The sequence below is a fragment of the Citrobacter sp. Cpo071 genome (genome assembly GCF_030332765.1).
Taxonomy (GTDB): Bacteria; Pseudomonadota; Gammaproteobacteria; order Enterobacterales; family Enterobacteriaceae; genus Citrobacter; species Citrobacter portucalensis.
Genome location: NZ_JAOWHE010000085.1, coordinates 1,013,096 through 1,031,827, shown reverse-complemented (window position 1 = coordinate 1,031,827; position 18,732 = coordinate 1,013,096). Strand labels below are relative to the sequence as shown.

Here is an 18,732-nt window from a genome sequence, read left to right as displayed (position 1 = left end):
CTGATATATAAAAAACATAGTTCAGGCTATATTTATAAACTATTGATTTGAAATTAAAAGTTTATATATCTTCTCAAGATCGTCTATATTTCGTACGCGGATCAACAATCTTCGATGTTCTAATTGCATCACTAATACACCGTCTTCAGATAAATTCATCTCTTTAATGCGGTTATATTCAATCCAGACGTTGGCGAAGAAAAAACCTTTCTGCTTGAAGATGATTTTTGGCGTACGGATCCAGAACAGATACAACCCCATCAATACCAGTGCACATAATAACCATGTGGTAAATTGCGCGCCGTGGCTGGTGATGTTGTTGTAGATAAGAATAGCTACCAAGCCAAGGAAGATAACGCTGTCAACTCTGCTGCGGGGAAGCAGGGAGACAGTAAGCAGAGTAGGGCCATTACGGCGGGGCATGATGAACTGATCGTAAATGGCATACGCCAGCAGCGAAAAGATAAATAGAACCAGCACCAGGTCCGTGATAGTCATGAATCCTCAACCCTCTAAATAGAAAAACCGGGGGCAAGCCCCCGGTGATGTACAACAGTCTTACAGGCCGAGCAGTCCGACAGCGTAGCCCGCGATACCGATGACGAAGAAGCCAACGATGATCCACAGCGGGTTCACTTTCTTACGCAGCAGCCACATACAGGCGAATGTCAGCAGCAGAGGAACCAGACCCGGCATCAGCTGGTCAAGGATAGTCTGCACGGTGGTAACACGAGTCTGGCCATCCTGACCGGTGATAGTGGAAACCACCAGCGGGATGTTTACGTGCGTCCACTTGTTAACCAATGCCCCCATGACAAACAGGCCGAGGATTGACGCCCCCTCGGTCAGTTTCTGCAGGAAGCCGCCGCCCATATCTTTAACGATATCGACACCTTTACGGTAGCCATATGCCACACCGTAATAACGGGTTGCCAGACGAACCAGGTTAAACAGGATGAAGAACAGCAGTGGCCCCAGCAGGCTGCCGCTCATCGCGATACCTGCGCCGAGTGCGGCGAAGACCGGACGTACGGTACCCCAGAAGATCGGGTCACCGACGCCTGCCAGCGGACCCATCAGACCAACTTTGATACCGTTGATGGCACCATCGTCAATCTCTGCGCCGTTTGCACGCTGTTCTTCCATTGCCAGCGTAACGCCCAGTACTGGAGCCGCTACGTACGGATGGGTGTTAAAGAATTCCAGGTGACGCTTAATCGCTTGCTTACGTGCATCGTTGTTTTCCGGGTACAAGCGGCGGATAGCCGGTACCATGGAGAAACAGAAACCCAGCGCCTGCATACGTTCGAAGTTCCATGAACCCTGAAACAGGTTAGAACGAATGAACACGCCACGAATGTCACTCGGAGTGAGTTTTTTCTCGGTGGTAGTTTTAGTCATATCAACCATTTCGCTCACCTGCTAGTCCAGTTCGTTATCGAGATCGTTATTGCCAGCCGCCGCAGCAGGTGCACCGGCTACGCGGTTATATTTCGGGCTCAGCTGAATGTAGAGGATGGCCATGACTGCGCCAATCACACCCAGAGCAACCAGGTTGAAGTTAGTAAATGCCGCGGTGACGAAGCCGAGGTAGAAGAATGGCATCAGATAGCCTGCGCGCATCATGTTGATGACCATCGCATAACCAACCACTACGATCATACCGCCTGCGATGTTCAGACCACCGGTTACGACTTCCGGAATGGCGTTAAGCATGCTCTGAACTTCACTGGTACCAACAGAAATCGCTACGATTACCGCCGGGATAGCGATACGCATAGCCTGCAGGAACAGCGAGGATACGTGCAGCCAGGAGAGCGCAGTCAGGTTACCGTTTTCGGCTGCCTTATCCGCTGCGTGCTGGAATGCTACGGTGATTGTACGAACGATAATGGTCAGTACCTGGCCTGCTGCTGCCAGTGGGATAGCCAGCGCGATACCGGCACCAATGCTTTGATGACCCGCGATAACCAGAACGGTAGAGATAATTGAGGCCAGTGCGGCATCTGGTGCAACCGCAGCACCGATGTTCATCCAGCCCAGGGCGATCATTTCCAGGGTACCACCGATGATAATACCGGTTTTCATATCCCCAAGAACGGCACCAATCAGCGTACAGGCCACCAACGGACGGTGGAACTGAAATTCATCGAGTACCGACTCCATACCCGCGATACATGCGACGATGAACACCAGCACAATCTGAAGAGTGGTAATCTCCATTGTACTTCTCCTATTGCTATACAGACTTAAGTGTGAAAACTAAGTAAATGCCAGGGAATTATTTCACCTTGGCAATCAAATCCATCATTTTCAGTTTCTGATCGGTAGAAACCTTACGGGCCTCAAGCTCAATACCGCGTTCGTTGAGTTTCTTGAAGGCTTCGATGTCTTTGTCATCGACAGAAATTGCGTTGTTTACCTGCGTTTTACCCTGACGGAAAGCCATACCGCCAATGTTCACGGAGGTAATTTTCACACCACCTTCAACGATACGTTCTACGTCGGTTGGGTTGGTGAACAACAGCATCACACGCTCACCTGCATATTTCGGGTTGTTGTAGACGCGGATCATTTTCGCGACATCAACCACATGCGCCGTCACACCCGGAGGTGCTACCTGAGTCAGCAGCGTTTTACGCACGGTATCGGCGGCAACTTCATCACTGACGACGATAATGCGCGTTACGTTGGTTTCTTTGGTCCAGCGAGTTGCCACCTGACCATGGATTAAGCGGTCATCAATACGCGCCAGGCCGATCTGCATATAATCGTTCGGACCCATCGGTTTCGCGGGGGTTGCTGCTTTCGGTGCCGCGACGGGGGCAGGAGCGGCTTTTTCCACCGGTTTTGCTTTCAGCGCTTTCACGCCTTCGCTACCGGTTTCAACGGCCAGTGCCACTAACTCATCAAAGCTTGGGTTGTCATCACGCGCCATGAAGGTCTCAACCAGCATGGGAATGTTCACACCGGCGATTACTTCGTAATGCTCTTTATCGACGACAATGCGGCTCGCAGCGTTAAACGGGCTGCCTCCCCATGTGTCAACGAGAAACAGCACGCCTTTACTGGTATCGAGTTTTGCCAACTGAGCGTTGTACTTTTCGATCAGCGTTTCAGCATTTTCGCCTGGAACGAAATCGATCCAGCCGACGTTTTCCTGCTCGCCTAACAGCATCTCTGCCGTCTTAAGTAACTGCTCTGCAGCCCAACCATGTGTGCCTATTACAATAGCAATGGTCACTTGCTACCTCCTTTATTATCGTTAACACATCAACGTGAAGATGTATTTGAATCGTCGTCCGCAATCGAATCGATTCAGATAAGGGTTACAAAGAAAAACCTATGATTTTCGTGAATTATTTTAGATATCGAAAAAAATATTTTATGTGATGAAGATCCGTAATTTAACTTCCGATAAAAAGAAATTTCGAAGGGTAAAATATCTCCGAAACAACTTATTGCAAAGGAAGGTAAATCTTTGCTAAAAACAGCTTCTCTCTGTTATGTTTAGCATCTGTTTAATTACTCAGGAGTATAGGGCAGTAGCCCACCATATGGATCGTCACCGACGTCATTTCACCTTCAGGCCGTATCAAGCCTGTCAGATTGGCACTTTTTGCCACAAATTTTCTCTGCATATCGCTTTAACGCCTGAGATCCTCAGCGCGCAGTTTGGTCATTCCTTAAGCAGGAGCTTGTCATGGAATTATTAATGGACCCGCAGATTTGGGTGGGTTTGCTCACGCTTGTCGTTCTCGAAATTGTTCTGGGTATTGATAACCTGGTCTTCATTGCGATCCTGGCTGATAAGCTGCCGCCGAAACAGCGTGATAAAGCGCGTTTAATCGGTTTGTCACTGGCACTGATTATGCGTCTGGGCTTGTTGTCCGTGATTTCGTGGATGGTGACGCTGACAAAGCCGCTGTTCACGGTAATGGACTATGCGTTCTCGGGGCGCGATCTGATTATGCTGCTGGGGGGTATCTTCCTCTTGTTCAAGGCTACGACAGAGCTGCATGAGCGACTGGAAAACCGTGAACATGATACCGGGCAGACGAAAGGGTATGCGAGCTTTTGGGTTGTCGTAACGCAGATTGTCATCCTCGATGCGGTGTTCTCGCTGGATGCCGTGATTACGGCGGTCGGCATGGTCAACCATCTGCCTGTGATGATGGCGGCAGTAGTGATTGCCATGGCCGTGATGCTGCTGGCCTCTAAGCCGCTGACACGATTTGTGAACCAACACCCGACGGTGGTGGTGCTGTGTTTGAGCTTCCTGTTGATGATTGGTCTGAGCCTGGTTGCCGAAGGGTTTGGCTTCCATATTCCGAAAGGTTATCTGTATGCGGCGATTGGTTTCTCGATCATCATCGAGTTGTTTAACCAGATTGCCCGTCGTAACTTTATTCGTCACCAGTCGACGCTGCCGCTGCGTGCACGTACTGCCGATGCAATCCTGCGTCTGATGGGCGGTAAACGTCAGGCCAGCGTGCAGATGGAATCCGATAACCCGGTGCCGGTTCCTGTCCCGGAAGGCGCGTTTGTGGAAGAAGAACGCTATATGATCAACGGCGTCCTCTCCCTGGCGTCGCGTTCGTTACGTGGCATTATGACGCCTCGTGGTGAAATCAGCTGGGTTGATGCCGACCTGAGCGTGGCAGAAATTCGCGAGCAGTTGCTCTCATCACCTCACAGCCTGTTCCCGGTGTGTCGTGGGGAACTGGATGAAATCATCGGTATCGTGCGTGCTAAAGAGCTGCTGGTGGCGCTGGAAGACGGTGTGGATGTGGCGGCGATTGCCTCTGCTTCTCCGGCTATTGTTGTTCCGGAGACGCTGGACCCGATCAATCTGTTAGGCGTACTGCGTCGTGCCCGCGGTAGCTTCGTTATCGTCACTAACGAGTTTGGCGTAGTACAGGGTCTGGTCACGCCGCTGGACGTATTAGAAGCCATTGCCGGTGAATTCCCGGATGCCGATGAAACACCTGAAATTATTGCTGATGCAGGTGGTTGGTTGGTCAAAGGCGGTACCGATCTGCATGCGTTGCAACAGGCGCTGGACGTGGATACGTTAGTGAATGAAGACGAAGATATCGCCACGGTGGCAGGTTTAGTCATTGCGGCTAACGGCCATATTCCACGCGTAGGTGATGTTATCGAGGTTGCACCGCTGAGCATTACGATTGTCGAAGCGAATGACTATCGTGTGGATTTAGTTCGCATTGTTAAAGAACAACCCGCTCACGACGAAGACGAGTAATCGGGTTTAGCGAAACGGCATGACGGGCATACTGTGTCGCCCGTTATGTCGGGTGGGCGGCGGTGTGCTGCCCGCCAGCCATTTTGGGAAATCACGCAGCGGCATTGGCTTTGCGTACAAAAAACCTTGCAACAAATGTACGCCGTGTCGGCGCAAATGCTGAGCCTGCGCCTGGGTTTCAACGCCTTCCGCCACCAGTTCTATATTCAATTTTTTCCCCAAAGCGATAATGATGTCTGTGACGGTTGAGTTCACGGCGTCTGTTCCTATTGCCGAAGTAAATGATTTATCGATCTTCAGCACATCCGGGCGGAGTTTTTCCAGCCAGGAGAGCGAGCTGTTACCGGTACCGAAATCATCAATTGCCAGTTTTACGCCAAGACGATTTAATTCGCGTACGACCCGATAATCCACATCCAGTAACGCATCGCGTTCGGTCAGTTCGATAACCAACTGCTGGATTGGGTGCTGGCTGAACCAGTACTGATTAAGATCTTTTAGCAGCGTGCCGTTACGAAAATGGCTGGCGGCGACATTAATCCCAATATGAAACTGACTGCTCATCGGGAAAACGTGTCTTTGCTGAATGGTTTCTGCGATGACATGACGGGTTAGCGGCACAATCAGGTTGTGCTCCTCAGCGATGGGAATAAACACTTCCGGAGAGATCCAACCCTGGCGTGGGTTATTCCAGCGTAGAAGAATCTCCACGCCCATGCATTGCTGGGTTTGCGAATTAAGCAGCGGCTGGCAAAACAGCTCGAATTCCCGAGCAGCAAGGGCCAGATTAATCTCCCAGGAAAAACTCATTCTGCTGGCAGTCGCCAGCCATGCCAGGTAACCCACTAATAAACTTAGGATCACCGCCAGCGGCAGCTGTGTTGGCAGATGTTTAATCGCCAGTTCACTGGGACCGGGGCCGGTGACGCTAATGGTAAACGGGAAATGTTGAGATGACAGCTGGTAGCGTTTTTCATCATTTAGCTTAGGCAGAGTATCGACCACACCTTGATCATACAGTAGATGCCGATTACCAACGGTTAAGCTGGCATCGGTGATCTGCGGCGGCTGGGGTTCAAGCAACATAGACGACAATAAATCGATATTGACGATTTCCAGCACGCCATCTTCACCATCGGCAGAGGATGGATACCATTGCGTCAGAATCGGGCTGCCTTTTATCAGCGAATGGTCAGTAGACAGCAGCAGTTGCGGTTCCCGGCTGGGTAATTCGGACTGTAGTTGACGAATGGGGACATTGCGATACCCAAAAATGCTGGAGCAGTAGAGGATCCCGCGTTGAATCAGATTAATAGAACGCACCGTTTGCAGTCTTGCGGCATGTTTGCTTAAGGGTAAACGCGCTACTGAGCAGGGGAGGCCAATTAACGGCAGCAATACATCACGTCCGGTCTGCAAGGGTAAAAGCACGTCATCCAGTTCTTCAACAGCATGGTTGGCAAAGGTGACGATATTTCGGTGATTTAAATTACGCTCCGAAATAAATCGGACAGTTAATGTGAGGATGAGCGTCAGTAGTGCACATACTGTGCAGACGATTAAGCGATTCCGGCGATAATTTTTAATGATCCGTTGTGCTGTTTGCATGCGGGCCGCCCGATAAGCCGTTGGTCACAGAAGCCAACAGCAACAGAGCAAGTGTAGTGGGGAAAATTACAGTAGACGAGGGAGAGGGGGCAAATTCGCCCATCCGTCGCAGATGGGCGAAAATTAAGTATTAGTCACATTGAACTTTGATTGCCAGGCCACCGCGTGACGTTTCGCGGTATTTGGCGTTCATGTCTTTACCTGTTTCGTACATGGTCTCAATGACTTTATCCAGCGAGACGCGCGGCGCGCTGGTACGGCGCATTGCCATACGCGCAGCGTTGATCGCCTTCACTGAAGCAATGGCGTTACGCTCAATGCACGGAACCTGTACCTGACCGGCAACCGGATCGCAGGTTAAGCCGAGGTTATGTTCCATGCCGATTTCGGCAGCAACACACACCTGCTCAGGGCTCGCGCCCAACAGTTCAGCCAGACCCGCGGCAGCCATGGAGCAGGCTACGCCCACTTCACCCTGACAACCTACTTCTGCACCAGAGATTGAGGCGTTCATTTTGTACAACGCGCCAATCGCACCAGCCGCCAGGAAATAGCGGGTATAGATATCCGGGCTGACGGACTCGATGAAATGATCGTAATAGGCCAGTACCGCAGGCACGATACCGCAGGCACCGTTGGTTGGCGCTGTCACTACGCGACCGCCCGCGGCGTTTTCTTCGTTAACGGCCAGCGCGAACATGTTCACCCAGTCGATCACGTTCATCGGATCGTTGGACAGCTTATCGCTGGAAACCAGCATACGACGCAGAGCTGAAGCACGACGAGGAACGCGCAGCGGACCCGGCAACACACCTTCGGTGTTCATGCCACGATCGATACAGGCCTGCATGGTTTGCCAGACGTGGCCAAAGTACTCTTCAATCTCTTTTTTGCTGTGCAGAGCAAGTTCGTTCTGCATCGCCATGCCAGAGAGAGACAGGCCGGTGCTGTTGCAGTACTCCAGCATTTCAGTCGCGGATTTGAACGGATAAGGCACGCTGACCTCGCCCGCGGCATCCTGACCAAAATGTTCTTCATCAACGATGAATCCACCGCCGATTGAGTAGTAGGTTTTGCTATAAATGACGGTTTCGCCATTGTACGCATGGATCTGCATTCCGTTTTCATGCAGCGGCAGGTTGCCGTTGTGAAAACGCATCCCGTCATTCTGCGGGAAATCCACTTCGTGCTGACCTTGCGCAAGCAGCAGGCGTCCACGCGTTTCTACGTCGCGGATAAATCCGGGGATGCTATCAATATCCACGGTAGCAGGCTCATTGCCCGCCAGACCCATAATAATGGCGATATCGGTGTGGTGACCTTTACCCGTGAGCGACAGTGAACCATACACGTCGACGGCGACACGAGTAACGCTGTCCAGTAATCCTTTTTCGACCAGGTCATCGACGAACTGTTTACCCGCCTTCATAGGCCCTACGGTATGGGAAGATGAGGGACCAATCCCCACCTTAAACATGTCGAATAGACTAATCACGATAATACTCCTACAGGGCGACTGGGCTTTCCAGTAACGATGTTATAACTGCGCATAGTGTAAGAGGGAACGCGGCGATCGGCTTAACTATTCACATGAATTAAACTAATAGATAACCGCGGTTTTACTAATGTTGTGACCTGAGTTTCAAGTTGTCTATGGCGCGCGTAAAGATAAGTATAGTCAGGGCTTGACGCCAATTTGCAGCGCCAGCTCACGAATTATTCCGGCAGTCATTCCCCAGACGAAATATTGCTCATACCAGGAAAGCCATACGCGATGTGAATCGCCACGACGGTAAATATCCAACGGGTGGTAACGACCTAAATGCAGGGCCTGGGCCAGCGGCATTTCGAACACGGCTGAAACTTCATCTTCACTGGCACGATACGGCAGATTAGGCGGGATAATGCCTACCACTGGGGTGACCTGGAAACCGGTCACGCTGTCGACTGGCGGCAGAACGCCGATCACTTCTACGCATGAAGGTGGGATCGCCACCTCCTCCTGTGCCTCGCGAAGGGCGGCGGCAATTAACGAGGCATCACTGCTATCCACCGCCCCACCGGGAAAGGCGACCTGTCCGGCGTGCTTGCGCAGATGAACGGATCGCTGGGTTAACAACAATCCCGGCTGTGGACGACGCACGACGGGGATCAGTACGGCGGCCTGGCGCTGGTTTAACGCGGCATGATTGACCTGCGGGCGCAGGAGTTGAAAGCGCGATAAAAAATCATCAAGCGTCAGGCTGCTGTATTCCACGTCTCAGTTCTCCAGTTGGTGCAAAATACGATTCACTTTATCAAATGTTTCCTGATACTCAGCGTCTTCCTGACTGTCCGCCACTATGCCGCCGCCAGCGGAACAATAAATTTGTCCGTTTGTGGCTGTCAGCGTGCGAATGGTGATGCTGGTATCCATATTGCCGCAGAAACTCAGATAACCGATGCTGCCACACCAGGCATTACGTCTTTGTGGCTCCAGTTCGTCAATAATTTCCATCGCCCGCACTTTCGGCGCACCGGTAATAGAGCCGCCGGGGAAGGCTGCGCGTAGCAGATCGGTGGCGTGTAATGACTCTGGCAGACGTGCGGTAATGGTGCTGACCAAATGATGAACGGCAGGGAACGGTTCGACGACAAACAGCTCCGGAACCTGTACTGACCCCGGTACGGCAACGCGGCCAATATCATTACGCATCAAATCGACGATCATCAGGTTCTCCGCACGATCCTTCGGCGAATTCGCCAGCCGCCGGGCCTGCTCACGATCGGCATCGGCATCTTCAAGCCTGGGCAACGTACCTTTAATAGGACGCGTCTGGATATGCTGGTTCTCCAGCAGAATAAAACGTTCCGGCGAAAGACTGAGGATAACGCCTTCCTCAAGACGAATAAACGCGCTGAACGGGGCGCGGTTAGCGTGATTGAGTTTGACAAATGCCTGCCACTCATCCCCCTCGTAATGCGCTTGAAAACGCTGCGCGAGGTTGACCTGGTAACAATCGCCGCTGTGCAGATAGCCCTGTACCTGGCGGAATTTTTCGCCATACCGGGCGCGGCTCATATTGGACTGCCACGCCGAGGTCAATGTAAACGGCTCACGCGTTGGCGGTTGTTGCGCGTCGAGCCATTTCAGGCGAGCCTCGACATCGGTATGGCTGAGCAGCGATACGGTCTGCAACTTGTGGTCAACAATCAGCGCCCAGTCGTAAATGCCAACGGCCATATCCGGTAGCGTAATATCGCGCTCAGCAATAGTGGGCAGAGATTCAAAGCGTCGGCCAAGGTCGTAGCCAAACAGACCTAACGCGCCGCCCTGAAACGGCAGATCCGGGTGATACTCGGGGTGAATCTTGTGTGCAGCTAGCGCGGAATGTAATACCGTCATTGGATCATCAAGCGAGCGCGTGATTGCGTGCCCGTCCTGCACTACGGTCTCTTCAGCACGTGTAACCAACGTGGTGACGGGATCCGCCACCAGAATATCAAAGCGGTTATGCGGATGGTCGGCTTGACCCGAATGCAGCAGCATCGCCCAGGGCAGATGGCTTAATGTCGAAAAATAGCGTTCAGCGGCGTCCTGACGCCAGGGTAATGTGATTACTGCGGGAGATAACGTCTTCATCAGTCCTGACTCGTTGCTACTCTACTGGCTAACTGCCCGGTAGCATGAAATAATTAGCGCAGACAATTTAGCAGGAGTTAACAATGTTTGCAGGTTTACCTTCACTCAGTCATGAGCAGCAGCAAAAAGCGGTAGAGCGTATTCAGGAGCTGATGTCGCAGGGGATGAGCAGCGGACAAGCCATTGCTCTGGTTGCTGAAGAGTTACGCGCCAGTCATACCGGCGAGCGGATCGTGGCGCGTTTTGAAGATGAAGACGAATAACGCCGCTTAAACTGCAGCGATTATCTTAATCTCAACTTTGTATTTCGTGTTCATCAATCCGGCCTGAACGGTACAACGTACCGGCGCGTGGCCAGCAACGACCCACGCGTCCCAGGCTTTGTTCATGGCGGCAAAATCGTTTTTGTCTGCCAAAAATAGGGTGGCATCAAGAATACGTGACTTGTTGCTGCCTTGTTTTTCCAGCACCGCATCAATTTGCGCCAGCGTATTTGCCGTCTGCTCAAAGGCGTCTGCATCCAGATTTTCCGGCACGCCGGTGTAATACAGCGTGTTGTTGTGGATTACCACGTCGGACCAACGCGCTTCGGCATCAATGCGCACAATCGTCATAAATCATTCCTCGTTTACGTTTTTTCATAATAGCTTTGGGTTGCGCCAAGACTGCCATAATGTTGTGCCCACGTCACCTCTTCAACTGGCGAAAGACCCGCTGGCCTGACATAATCCCTGTTCAAATGAACAGGGGGCAGTGTGACGGACGATTTTGCAGCAGACGGTCAGTTGGCTAAAGCGATACCGGGTTTTAAACCGCGAGAACCACAGCGGCAGATGGCCATCGCCGTCAGTCATGCCATCGAAAAATCACAACCGCTGGTGGTAGAAGCCGGAACCGGAACGGGTAAAACCTACGCTTATCTTGCCCCAGCGCTGCGTGCCGGAAAGAAGGTCATTGTCTCCACTGGCTCGAAGGCGTTACAGGATCAGCTATACAGCCGCGACCTCCCGACCGTCGCTAAGGCACTGAAGTTCACCGGTAAACTGGCGCTGCTGAAAGGGCGTTCAAACTATCTGTGCCTTGAGCGTCTTGAACAGCAGGCGCTGGCGGGTGGCGACTTGCCGGTACAAACGTTAAGCGACGTCATTCTGCTGCGCTCCTGGTCAAATCAAACCCTTGATGGGGACATCAGCACCTGCGTCAGCGTGGCGGAAGACTCTCAGGCCTGGCCGCTGGTGACCAGCACTAATGACAACTGTCTGGGCAGCGACTGCCCGCTGTATAAAGAGTGTTTTGTCGTTAAAGCGCGTAAAAAAGCGATGGATGCGGATGTCGTCGTGGTTAACCATCATCTGTTTCTCGCCGATATGGTGGTAAAAGAGAGCGGGTTTGGCGAACTGATCCCGGAAGCTGATGTGATGATCTTCGATGAAGCGCATCAGTTACCGGATATCGCCAGCCAGTACTTTGGTCAATCGCTCTCCAGTCGCCAGCTGTTAGACCTGGCGAAAGACATCACCATTGCCTATCGGACCGAGCTGAAAGACACTCAGCAGCTGCAAAAGTGCGCCGATCGCCTTGCACAAAGCGCTCAGGACTTCCGCTTGCAGCTTGGTGAGCCGGGCTATCGCGGAAACCTGCGGGAACTGCTGGTCGACCAGCGCGTACAGCGCGCGTTTTTGCTGCTCGATGACACGCTGGAGCTGTGTTATGACGTGGCGAAGCTGTCTCTTGGGCGTTCGGCATTGCTGGATGCCGCGTTTGAGCGCGCCACGCTTTATCGTGCGCGTCTGAAGCGCCTGAAAGAGATCAACCAGCCAGGCTTCAGCTACTGGTATGAATGCACCTCCCGCCATTTCACCCTCGCGCTGACGCCGCTTACGGTGGCGGATAAATTCAAAGAAGTGATGGAACAAAAGCCGGGCTGCTGGATTTTTACTTCCGCGACGCTGTCGGTAAACGATGACCTTCATCATTTCACTGCACGACTGGGTATTGAAGATGCCGAGTCGATGCTGCTGCCAAGCCCATTTGATTACACGCGCCAGGCGCTGCTGTGCGTGCCGCGTAATCTCCCGCAAACCAATCAGCCGGGGGCTGCACGCCAGTTAGCATCCATGCTGCGACCTATTATCGAGGCGAACAACGGTCGCTGTTTTATGCTGTGCACTTCGCACGCGATGATGCGCGATCTGGCGGAACAATTCCGCGCTACTATGACACTTCCCGTACTGCTGCAGGGCGAAACCAGCAAAGGACAACTGCTACAGCAGTTTGTCAGCGCAGGTAATGCGCTACTGGTTGCCACCAGCAGCTTCTGGGAGGGCGTGGACGTGCGCGGCGATACGCTGTCGCTGGTGATAATCGATAAACTGCCGTTTACCTCGCCGGACGACCCGTTGTTAAAAGCCCGAATGGAGGATTGTCGACTGCGCGGCGGCGATCCGTTTGAAGACGTCCAGTTGCCGGATGCGGTAATCACCCTGAAGCAGGGTGTAGGGCGTCTGATACGTGATGCTGACGATCGCGGCGTGCTGGTGATTTGCGACAATCGTCTGGTTATGCGGCCATACGGCGCCACCTTCCTGGCGAGTCTTCCTCCTGCGCCGCGGACGCGTGACATCGCTCGCGCGGTTCGCTTTCTTGCCATACCAACGACTGAGTAATTTGTTACGGAGTGTGGTAAGATGCGCGCCAAATTTATTGATCTGATCACAAACACCCATGCGAATTCTGGCTATCGATACCGCCACAGAGGCGTGCTCTGTTGCCCTGTGGAATGACGGTACTATCAAGGCTCACTTTGAGCTTTGCCCACGAGAACACACCCAACGAATTTTACCGATGGTTCAGGAAATCCTGGCCGCTGGCGATCTCACGTTAACCGATATCGACGCCCTGGCGTTTGGTCGCGGTCCCGGCAGTTTCACCGGCGTGCGTATCGGTATTGGCATTGCTCAGGGGCTGGCGTTAGGCGCAAACTTACCGATGATCGGCGTCTCCACCCTGGCGACCATGGCGCAGGGCGCCTGGCGTAAGTCGGGCGCGACTCGCGTGCTGGCGGCGATTGACGCGCGAATGGGCGAAGTCTACTGGGCCGAATACCAGCGTGATGACAACGGTAACTGGCACGGTGAAGAAACCGAAGCGGTGTTAACCCCCGAGCAGGTACATGAGCGTTTATTGCAGCTGTCTGGCGACTGGGTGACGGTCGGGACGGGCTGGCCGGCATGGCCTGAGCTTGGTAAAGACAGCGGGCTGACGCTCAGCGATGGTGACGTGCTGCTTCCAGCGGCTGAAGACATGCTGCCCGTCGCCACGCAAATGCTGGCTGCGGGTGAGACCGTAGCGGTCGAACACGCTGAACCGGTTTATTTACGTAACACCGTGGCGTGGAAGAAACTTCCCGGTAAAGAATGAATCTTAGTAGTAGAACCCCGGCTAAGACGTACAGTCGTCAGTGCACGGCATTGTGAACAGGCTGGGGCAGAAGCTAAGAAAAGGGAGTCACAATATGGCGGTGCAAAAGCAGTTATTGAAAGGTGTGTTGGCGGGGGCCTTAGCGTTAATGCTTAGCGGCTGCGTCACCATCCCGGATGCGATTAAAGGTTCGAGCCCGATGCCGCAGCAGGATCTGGTGCGGGTGATGAATGCGCCGCAGCTGTATGTCGGACAGGAAGCGCGTTTCGGCGGCAAAGTGGTGGATATTCAGAACCAGCAGGGAAAATCCCGTCTGGAAATTGCCACCGTTCCGCTCGATAGCGGTGCACGCCCCGTGCTGGGTGAAGCCTCTCGTGGGCGGATATATGCTGATGTAAATGGCTTCCTTGACCCGGTGGACTTTCGCGGGCAACTGGTCACCGTCGTCGGCCCGATAAGCGGTACAGTGGACGGAAAAATCGGTAATACGCCGTATAAATTCATGCTGATGCAGGTAACTGGTTATAAACGCTGGCATATTACTCAGCAGATTGTCATGCCGCCTCAGCCTATCGACCCCTGGTTCTACGGTGCGCGTGGCTGGCCTTACGGTGGCTACGGCGGATGGGGCTGGTACAATCCCGGCCCGGCACAGGTTCAGACCATAGTAACAGAGTAACTCTTTGTTTTATTGGTAAAAGAAACAGCGGCTCGTCCGCTGTTTCTGCATTAACGTGGATATAAGAAAAATAAATAGTGACGTGCTTCGCAACCTTGTCGTTGTGTAATAAACAAACTGGTACGCTGAGTTAATATTATGTTAACAGTTTGTTTATTGCCTGGGGTTGTGATGACGACGAATACGCATTTTAGAGGTGATGTATTGAAAAAGGTTTGGCTTAACCGTTATCCCGCTGGTGTTCCTGCGGAGATCAATCCTGACCGTTATCAATCCCTGGTGGAACTCTTTGAACACTCAGTAAGACGGTATGCCGATCAGCCCGCGTTTGTAAACATGGGGGAGGTGATGACCTTCCGCAAGCTTGAAGAGCGTAGCCGTGCGTTTGCCGCATATTTGCAACAGGGGCTCGGGCTGAAAAAGGGCGATCGCGTCGCGCTGATGATGCCGAATCTGCTGCAATATCCGGTCGCACTGTTTGGGATTTTACGTGCCGGCATGATCGTCGTGAACGTGAACCCGTTGTATACGCCTCGCGAGCTGGAACATCAGCTCAACGATAGCGGCGCGTCGGCGATTGTCATCGTGTCCAACTTTGCCCATACGCTGGAAAAAGTGGTCGACAAAACGTCGGTGCAACACGTGATCCTGACGCGTATGGGCGATCAGCTGTCGACCGCCAAAGGAACGCTGGTTAACTTCGTCGTCAAGTATATCAAGCGCCTGGTGCCGAAATATCACCTGCCGGATGCCATCTCGTTTCGCAGTGCGCTGCAAAACGGCTATCGCATGCAGTATGTGAAACCCGAAGTGGTGTCGGAAGATCTGGCGTTCCTGCAATATACCGGCGGGACAACCGGTGTGGCGAAAGGCGCGATGCTCACGCACCGCAACATGCTGGCTAACCTGGAGCAGGTTAACGCCACCTACGGCCCGTTGCTGCATCCGGGCAAAGAACTGGTGGTAACGGCTCTACCGCTGTATCACATTTTTGCGCTGACGATGAACTGCCTGCTGTTTATTGAGCTGGGTGGTCAAAACCTGCTGATTACTAACCCGCGTGATATCCCAGGACTGGTCAAAGAACTGGCGAAGTATCCGTTTACCGCGATGACCGGCGTAAATACGCTGTTTAACGCACTGCTGAATAACAAAGAGTTTCAGCAACTGGACTTCTCGTCACTGCACCTTTCAGCAGGTGGCGGAATGCCGGTTCAACAGGCAGTGGCTGAGCGCTGGGTGAAGCTGACAGGGCAGTATCTTCTGGAAGGTTATGGCCTGACGGAGTGTGCGCCGCTGGTGAGTGTTAACCCTCACGATATTGACTACCACAGCGGAAGTATCGGTTTACCGGTTCCCTCCACTGAGGTCAAGCTGGTGGACGACGACGACAACGAAGTGCCGCCGGGAGAACCGGGTGAGCTGTGTGTGAAAGGTCCACAGGTGATGCTGGGCTACTGGCAGCGACCAGACGCCACTGACGAAATCATCAAAGACGGCTGGCTGCACACCGGCGATATTGCGGTGATGGATGATGAAGGCTTCCTGCGTATTGTCGATCGTAAGAAAGATATGATCCTGGTGTCCGGCTTTAACGTCTACCCTAATGAAATTGAAGACGTGGTTATGCAACACCCTGGCGTGCAGGAAGTGGCTGCGGTTGGGGTTCCGTCCGGCAGCAGCGGTGAAGCGGTGAAAATTTTCGTAGTGAAGAAAGATGCCTCGTTAACCGATGAAGCGCTGGTCACTTTCTGTCGTCGTCACCTGACGGGCTATAAAGTACCAAAGCTGGTGGAGTTTCGCGATGAGTTGCCGAAATCTAACGTTGGTAAAATTTTGCGACGAGAATTACGTGACGAAGCGCGTGCCAAAGTGGACAATAAAGGCTGAGCGTTAAGTCAGCCAGTAGAAAACGCCGGGAAATCCGGCGTTTTTTTTGGCGCAAACCTAAGAGAGCACGATTTGAATTATCAAATGATCACCACGGACGACGCGTTGGCCACGCTGTGCGAAGCCGTCCGTGAATTTCCGGCGATAGCCCTGGATACAGAATTTGTTCGCACGCGTACCTATTATCCGCAGTTGGGGCTGATCCAGCTGTTTGATGGCAAACACGTTGCTCTGATTGATCCGCAGGGGATCACCGACTGGTCGCCGCTGCGCGATATTCTGCGTGATACTGCCATCACCAAATTCCTGCATGCAGGTAGCGAAGATCTGGAAGTGTTTCTCAACGCTTTTGGCGAACTGCCGCAGCCGTTGATTGATACACAAATTCTGGCTGCTTTTTGCGGTCGTCCGATGTCGTGGGGGTTTGCCGCGATGGTGGAAGAGTTTACGGGGGTGGCACTGGACAAAAGCGAATCCCGCACCGACTGGCTGGCCAGACCGCTGACCGAGCGTCAGTGTGAGTACGCGGCGGCTGATGTCTGGTATCTATTACCGATCACCACAAAACTGATGGTTGAAACTGAAGCCAGCGGCTGGCTGCCAGCCGCACTGGACGAATGTCGCTTAATGCAGCAGCGTCGCCAGGAGGTTCTGGCGCCTGAAGACGCATGGCGCGATATCACTAACGCCTGGCAGTTGCGTACTCGTCAGTTGGCCTGCCTGCAACTGCTTGCCGACTGGCGACTGCGTAAAGCGCGTGAGCGCGATCTGGCGGTGAACTTTGTGGTGCGTGAAGAACACCTGTGGGCGGTCGCTCGTTATATGCCAGGGAGTCTGGGTGAACTGGACAGCCTCGGCCTTTCCGGTAGTGAAATTCGCTTCCACGGCAAAACGCTGATTTCTCTGGTAGAAAAAGCGCAGGCTTTACCGGAAGAATCACTGCCACAGCCGCTGCTGAATTTGATGGATATGCCTGGATACCGCAAAGCGTTTAAAGCTATTAAGGCGCTGGTTGCCGAGGTAAGTACTGAGCATAATCTTAGCGTCGAACTGCTGGCTTCACGCCGTCAAATCAACCAGCTACTCAACTGGCACTGGAAATTAAAGCCGCAGCAGACCCTGCCGGAGTTGGTTTCCGGTTGGCGTGGCGAACTGATGTCCGATCGTCTCAACGCGCTGCTGCAGGAATATCCGCAGTAAGTCACCAGGCTCGCCGGGTTGCGCCATTGCTAACCCGGCCTGCGCAACGCTACAAATCAAGCACCAGGCGCTTACCTTTGGCGCGTGAGCAGCAAATAAGCATGCTTTGCTGGCTGGCTTTTTCGTCGTCGCTGAAATACTGATCGCGGTGATCCGCTTCCCCTTCAAGAATCGTCGTTTCACAGGTGCCGCAAACACCTTCCCGGCACAGGCACTCAACGCGCGCGGCTTTGTTATTTTCGATAACCTGCAAAATGGTCATCTCTTCCGGGACCACAAACTCGCGTCCGGAACGCGCCAGAATCAGGGTAAAGGCATCACCGCTTTTATCTTCCAGCGCAAATTGTTCGAAATGTAGCGTATTGCTGTCCAGTCTATGGAGGGAAGCCGCTTCTCTGACGGCATCGTTGAGCACTGCTGGACCGCAGGTGTAAATATGTGTTCCGGGTTCGACATCGGCCAGCAGGCGAGATAAATCAAGGCGGGTCCCTGCGCTTGACAGATGCAGATGAATACGATCGACGCTGGGGTGTTGCAGAAGTTCGTCATAAAACGCGCAGTTGTCCTGACTGGGAGAGCAATAATGCAGTTGCCATTGCGCCTTAGAGTGTTCCAGTTCCGGGATATGCGATAAAAACGGTGTGATGCCGATACCTCCGGCAATCAACAGATGTTGTTGTGCCTGAGGGGCGAGGGCGAACAGATTGTTTGGTGTGGAGATCGTGAGCGTGTCGCCGGGTTTCACGTTTTGATGCAGATATCGTGAGCCGCCTTTGGATGCTTCCTCTAGTCGTACGGCGATTTGCCAGGCGCTCGTATCAAAGGGGGAACTCATCAGCGAGTAAGCATTGCTGTACAGATTCTCGCCATCGCGCATCTGCACGATAATATGGCTGCCACCCTGAAACGCGGGCAACGGCTCGCCTGATGTCGCCGTTAAAGTAAAGCGTTTTACCTGCGCGGTAATCGTCTCAATCCGGCTGACCCGGACTTCTTGCATTTGATAATCAGACATTGCGGCACTCCCTAAAAAATCTGTCCGGCGCGGCT

The 18,732-nt window shown here is 53.0% G+C and carries 18 protein-coding genes; 8 read left to right on the top strand and 10 right to left on the bottom strand.

All coding sequences use genetic code 11. The features are described 5' to 3' along the window. Nucleotides 1–39 precede the first annotated feature (39 nt). The 4 genes from OGY09_RS22050 to manX are packed head-to-tail and all read right to left on the bottom strand — an operon-like array spanning nt 40 to nt 3,244. Nucleotides 40–498, bottom strand: a complete 459-nt coding sequence (locus OGY09_RS22050; protein WP_032943762.1) for a DUF986 family protein — start codon at nt 496–498, stop codon at nt 40–42. 60 nt (nt 499–558) lie between these two features. Beyond that, the gene (locus OGY09_RS22045) at nt 559–1,410 is read right to left on the bottom strand and encodes a PTS mannose transporter subunit IID (protein WP_003833769.1); all 852 of its coding nucleotides are present in this window, start codon (nt 1,408–1,410) and stop codon (nt 559–561) included. Between the two features lie 12 nt (nt 1,411–1,422). After that, nucleotides 1,423–2,223: a PTS mannose/fructose/sorbose transporter subunit IIC gene (locus OGY09_RS22040; protein ID WP_003021004.1), complete on the bottom strand. Its 801-nt coding sequence runs from the start codon at nt 2,221–2,223 to the stop codon at nt 1,423–1,425. A 58-nt stretch (nt 2,224–2,281) separates the two neighbouring features. Next, the gene (gene manX / locus OGY09_RS22035; protein WP_003833768.1) at nt 2,282–3,244 is read right to left on the bottom strand and encodes a PTS mannose transporter subunit IIAB; all 963 of its coding nucleotides are present in this window, start codon (nt 3,242–3,244) and stop codon (nt 2,282–2,284) included. 262 nt (nt 3,245–3,506) lie between these two features. On the opposite strand from manX, the gene OGY09_RS25495 reads away from it, so the two are divergent. Both OGY09_RS25495 and yoaE read left to right on the top strand, forming a co-directional pair. Next, nucleotides 3,507–3,716 carry a protein YoaL gene (locus tag OGY09_RS25495; RefSeq protein WP_008785027.1) on the top strand — a complete coding sequence of 70 codons (210 nt, stop codon included), beginning with the start codon at nt 3,507–3,509 and terminating at the stop codon, nt 3,714–3,716. Continuing rightward, nucleotides 3,704–5,263 (top strand): CNNM family cation transport protein YoaE, encoded by a 1,560-nt coding sequence (gene yoaE, locus OGY09_RS22030; RefSeq protein ID WP_008785026.1) that lies wholly within the window; start codon nt 3,704–3,706, stop codon nt 5,261–5,263. The genes OGY09_RS25495 and yoaE overlap by 13 nt, the downstream gene beginning before the upstream one ends. A 6-nt stretch (nt 5,264–5,269) precedes the next feature. Here the strand turns inward: yoaE and pdeD are convergent, their stop codons facing one another. From pdeD to pabB, 4 genes are all read right to left on the bottom strand, one after another. Further along, on the bottom strand, nt 5,270–6,871 hold the full coding sequence (pdeD, locus tag OGY09_RS22025; RefSeq protein ID WP_032943760.1) for a cyclic di-3',5'-guanosine monophosphate phosphodiesterase PdeD: 1,602 nt from the start codon (nt 6,869–6,871) through the stop codon (nt 5,270–5,272). Between the two features lie 130 nt (nt 6,872–7,001). Further along, the gene (gene sdaA, locus OGY09_RS22020) at nt 7,002–8,366 is read right to left on the bottom strand and encodes an L-serine ammonia-lyase (protein ID WP_003833765.1); all 1,365 of its coding nucleotides are present in this window, start codon (nt 8,364–8,366) and stop codon (nt 7,002–7,004) included. Nucleotides 8,367–8,549: 183 nt separating this feature from the next. Beyond that, complete coding sequence (locus OGY09_RS22015) at nt 8,550–9,128, bottom strand: CoA pyrophosphatase (RefSeq protein ID WP_003020991.1); 579 nt, start codon at nt 9,126–9,128, stop codon at nt 8,550–8,552. A 3-nt stretch (nt 9,129–9,131) separates the two neighbouring features. Continuing rightward, nucleotides 9,132–10,493 carry an aminodeoxychorismate synthase component 1 gene (pabB, locus tag OGY09_RS22010; RefSeq protein WP_032943759.1) on the bottom strand — a complete coding sequence of 454 codons (1,362 nt, stop codon included), beginning with the start codon at nt 10,491–10,493 and terminating at the stop codon, nt 9,132–9,134. 83 nt (nt 10,494–10,576) lie between these two features. Between pabB and OGY09_RS22005 the strand changes: the two genes are divergently transcribed. Beyond that, nucleotides 10,577–10,756: a YoaH family protein gene (locus OGY09_RS22005; protein WP_003020986.1), complete on the top strand. Its 180-nt coding sequence runs from the start codon at nt 10,577–10,579 to the stop codon at nt 10,754–10,756. A 6-nt stretch (nt 10,757–10,762) separates the two neighbouring features. On the opposite strand, the gene OGY09_RS22000 is transcribed toward OGY09_RS22005, so the two are convergent. Beyond that, nucleotides 10,763–11,107, bottom strand: a complete 345-nt coding sequence (locus OGY09_RS22000; RefSeq protein WP_032943758.1) for a RidA family protein — start codon at nt 11,105–11,107, stop codon at nt 10,763–10,765. A 141-nt stretch (nt 11,108–11,248) separates the two neighbouring features. Between OGY09_RS22000 and yoaA the strand changes: the two genes are divergently transcribed. From yoaA to rnd, 5 genes are all read left to right on the top strand, one after another. Then, nucleotides 11,249–13,159, top strand: coding sequence for a DNA repair helicase YoaA (gene yoaA, locus OGY09_RS21995; RefSeq protein ID WP_032943757.1), 1,911 nt, complete (start codon nt 11,249–11,251; stop codon nt 13,157–13,159). Between the two features lie 58 nt (nt 13,160–13,217). Beyond that, nucleotides 13,218–13,913 carry a tRNA (adenosine(37)-N6)-threonylcarbamoyltransferase complex dimerization subunit type 1 TsaB gene (tsaB, locus tag OGY09_RS21990; RefSeq protein ID WP_032943756.1) on the top strand — a complete coding sequence of 232 codons (696 nt, stop codon included), beginning with the start codon at nt 13,218–13,220 and terminating at the stop codon, nt 13,911–13,913. A 94-nt stretch (nt 13,914–14,007) separates the two neighbouring features. Then, nucleotides 14,008–14,592 carry a Slp family lipoprotein gene (locus tag OGY09_RS21985; RefSeq protein ID WP_003020975.1) on the top strand — a complete coding sequence of 195 codons (585 nt, stop codon included), beginning with the start codon at nt 14,008–14,010 and terminating at the stop codon, nt 14,590–14,592. Nucleotides 14,593–14,796: 204 nt separating this feature from the next. Next, nucleotides 14,797–16,482 (top strand): long-chain-fatty-acid--CoA ligase FadD, encoded by a 1,686-nt coding sequence (gene fadD, locus OGY09_RS21980; protein ID WP_122973804.1) that lies wholly within the window; start codon nt 14,797–14,799, stop codon nt 16,480–16,482. A gap of 84 nt (nt 16,483–16,566) precedes the next feature. Next, nucleotides 16,567–17,682: a ribonuclease D gene (rnd, locus tag OGY09_RS21975; protein WP_032943754.1), complete on the top strand. Its 1,116-nt coding sequence runs from the start codon at nt 16,567–16,569 to the stop codon at nt 17,680–17,682. Nucleotides 17,683–17,731: 49 nt separating this feature from the next. Here rnd and OGY09_RS21970 read toward each other — a convergent pair whose 3' ends face one another. Then, complete coding sequence (locus tag OGY09_RS21970) at nt 17,732–18,697, bottom strand: PDR/VanB family oxidoreductase (RefSeq protein ID WP_032943752.1); 966 nt, start codon at nt 18,695–18,697, stop codon at nt 17,732–17,734. Between the last annotated feature and the right edge of the window lie 35 nt (nt 18,698–18,732).

Bases quoted from the DNA above. Each gene is read 5' to 3' on its own strand.
- OGY09_RS22050 (WP_032943762.1), bottom strand. From the start codon at position 498: ATGACTATCACGGACCTGGTGCTGGTTCTATTTATCTTTTCGCTGCTG.
- OGY09_RS22040 (WP_003021004.1), bottom strand. From the start codon at position 2,223: ATGGAGATTACCACTCTTCAGATTGTGCTGGTGTTCATCGTCGCATGT.
- OGY09_RS21985 (WP_003020975.1), top strand. From the start codon at position 14,008: ATGGCGGTGCAAAAGCAGTTATTGAAAGGTGTGTTGGCGGGGGCCTTA.
- pdeD (WP_032943760.1), bottom strand. From the start codon at position 6,871: ATGCAAACAGCACAACGGATCATTAAAAATTATCGCCGGAATCGCTTA.
- pabB (WP_032943759.1), bottom strand. From the start codon at position 10,493: ATGAAGACGTTATCTCCCGCAGTAATCACATTACCCTGGCGTCAGGAC.
- OGY09_RS25495 (WP_008785027.1), top strand. From the start codon at position 3,507: ATGTTTAGCATCTGTTTAATTACTCAGGAGTATAGGGCAGTAGCCCAC.
- OGY09_RS22000 (WP_032943758.1), bottom strand. From the start codon at position 11,107: ATGACGATTGTGCGCATTGATGCCGAAGCGCGTTGGTCCGACGTGGTA.
- yoaE (WP_008785026.1), top strand. From the start codon at position 3,704: ATGGAATTATTAATGGACCCGCAGATTTGGGTGGGTTTGCTCACGCTT.
- OGY09_RS22005 (WP_003020986.1), top strand. From the start codon at position 10,577: ATGTTTGCAGGTTTACCTTCACTCAGTCATGAGCAGCAGCAAAAAGCG.
- rnd (WP_032943754.1), top strand. From the start codon at position 16,567: ATGATCACCACGGACGACGCGTTGGCCACGCTGTGCGAAGCCGTCCGT.
- OGY09_RS21970 (WP_032943752.1), bottom strand. From the start codon at position 18,697: ATGTCTGATTATCAAATGCAAGAAGTCCGGGTCAGCCGGATTGAGACG.
- tsaB (WP_032943756.1), top strand. From the start codon at position 13,218: ATGCGAATTCTGGCTATCGATACCGCCACAGAGGCGTGCTCTGTTGCC.
- OGY09_RS22045 (WP_003833769.1), bottom strand. From the start codon at position 1,410: ATGGTTGATATGACTAAAACTACCACCGAGAAAAAACTCACTCCGAGT.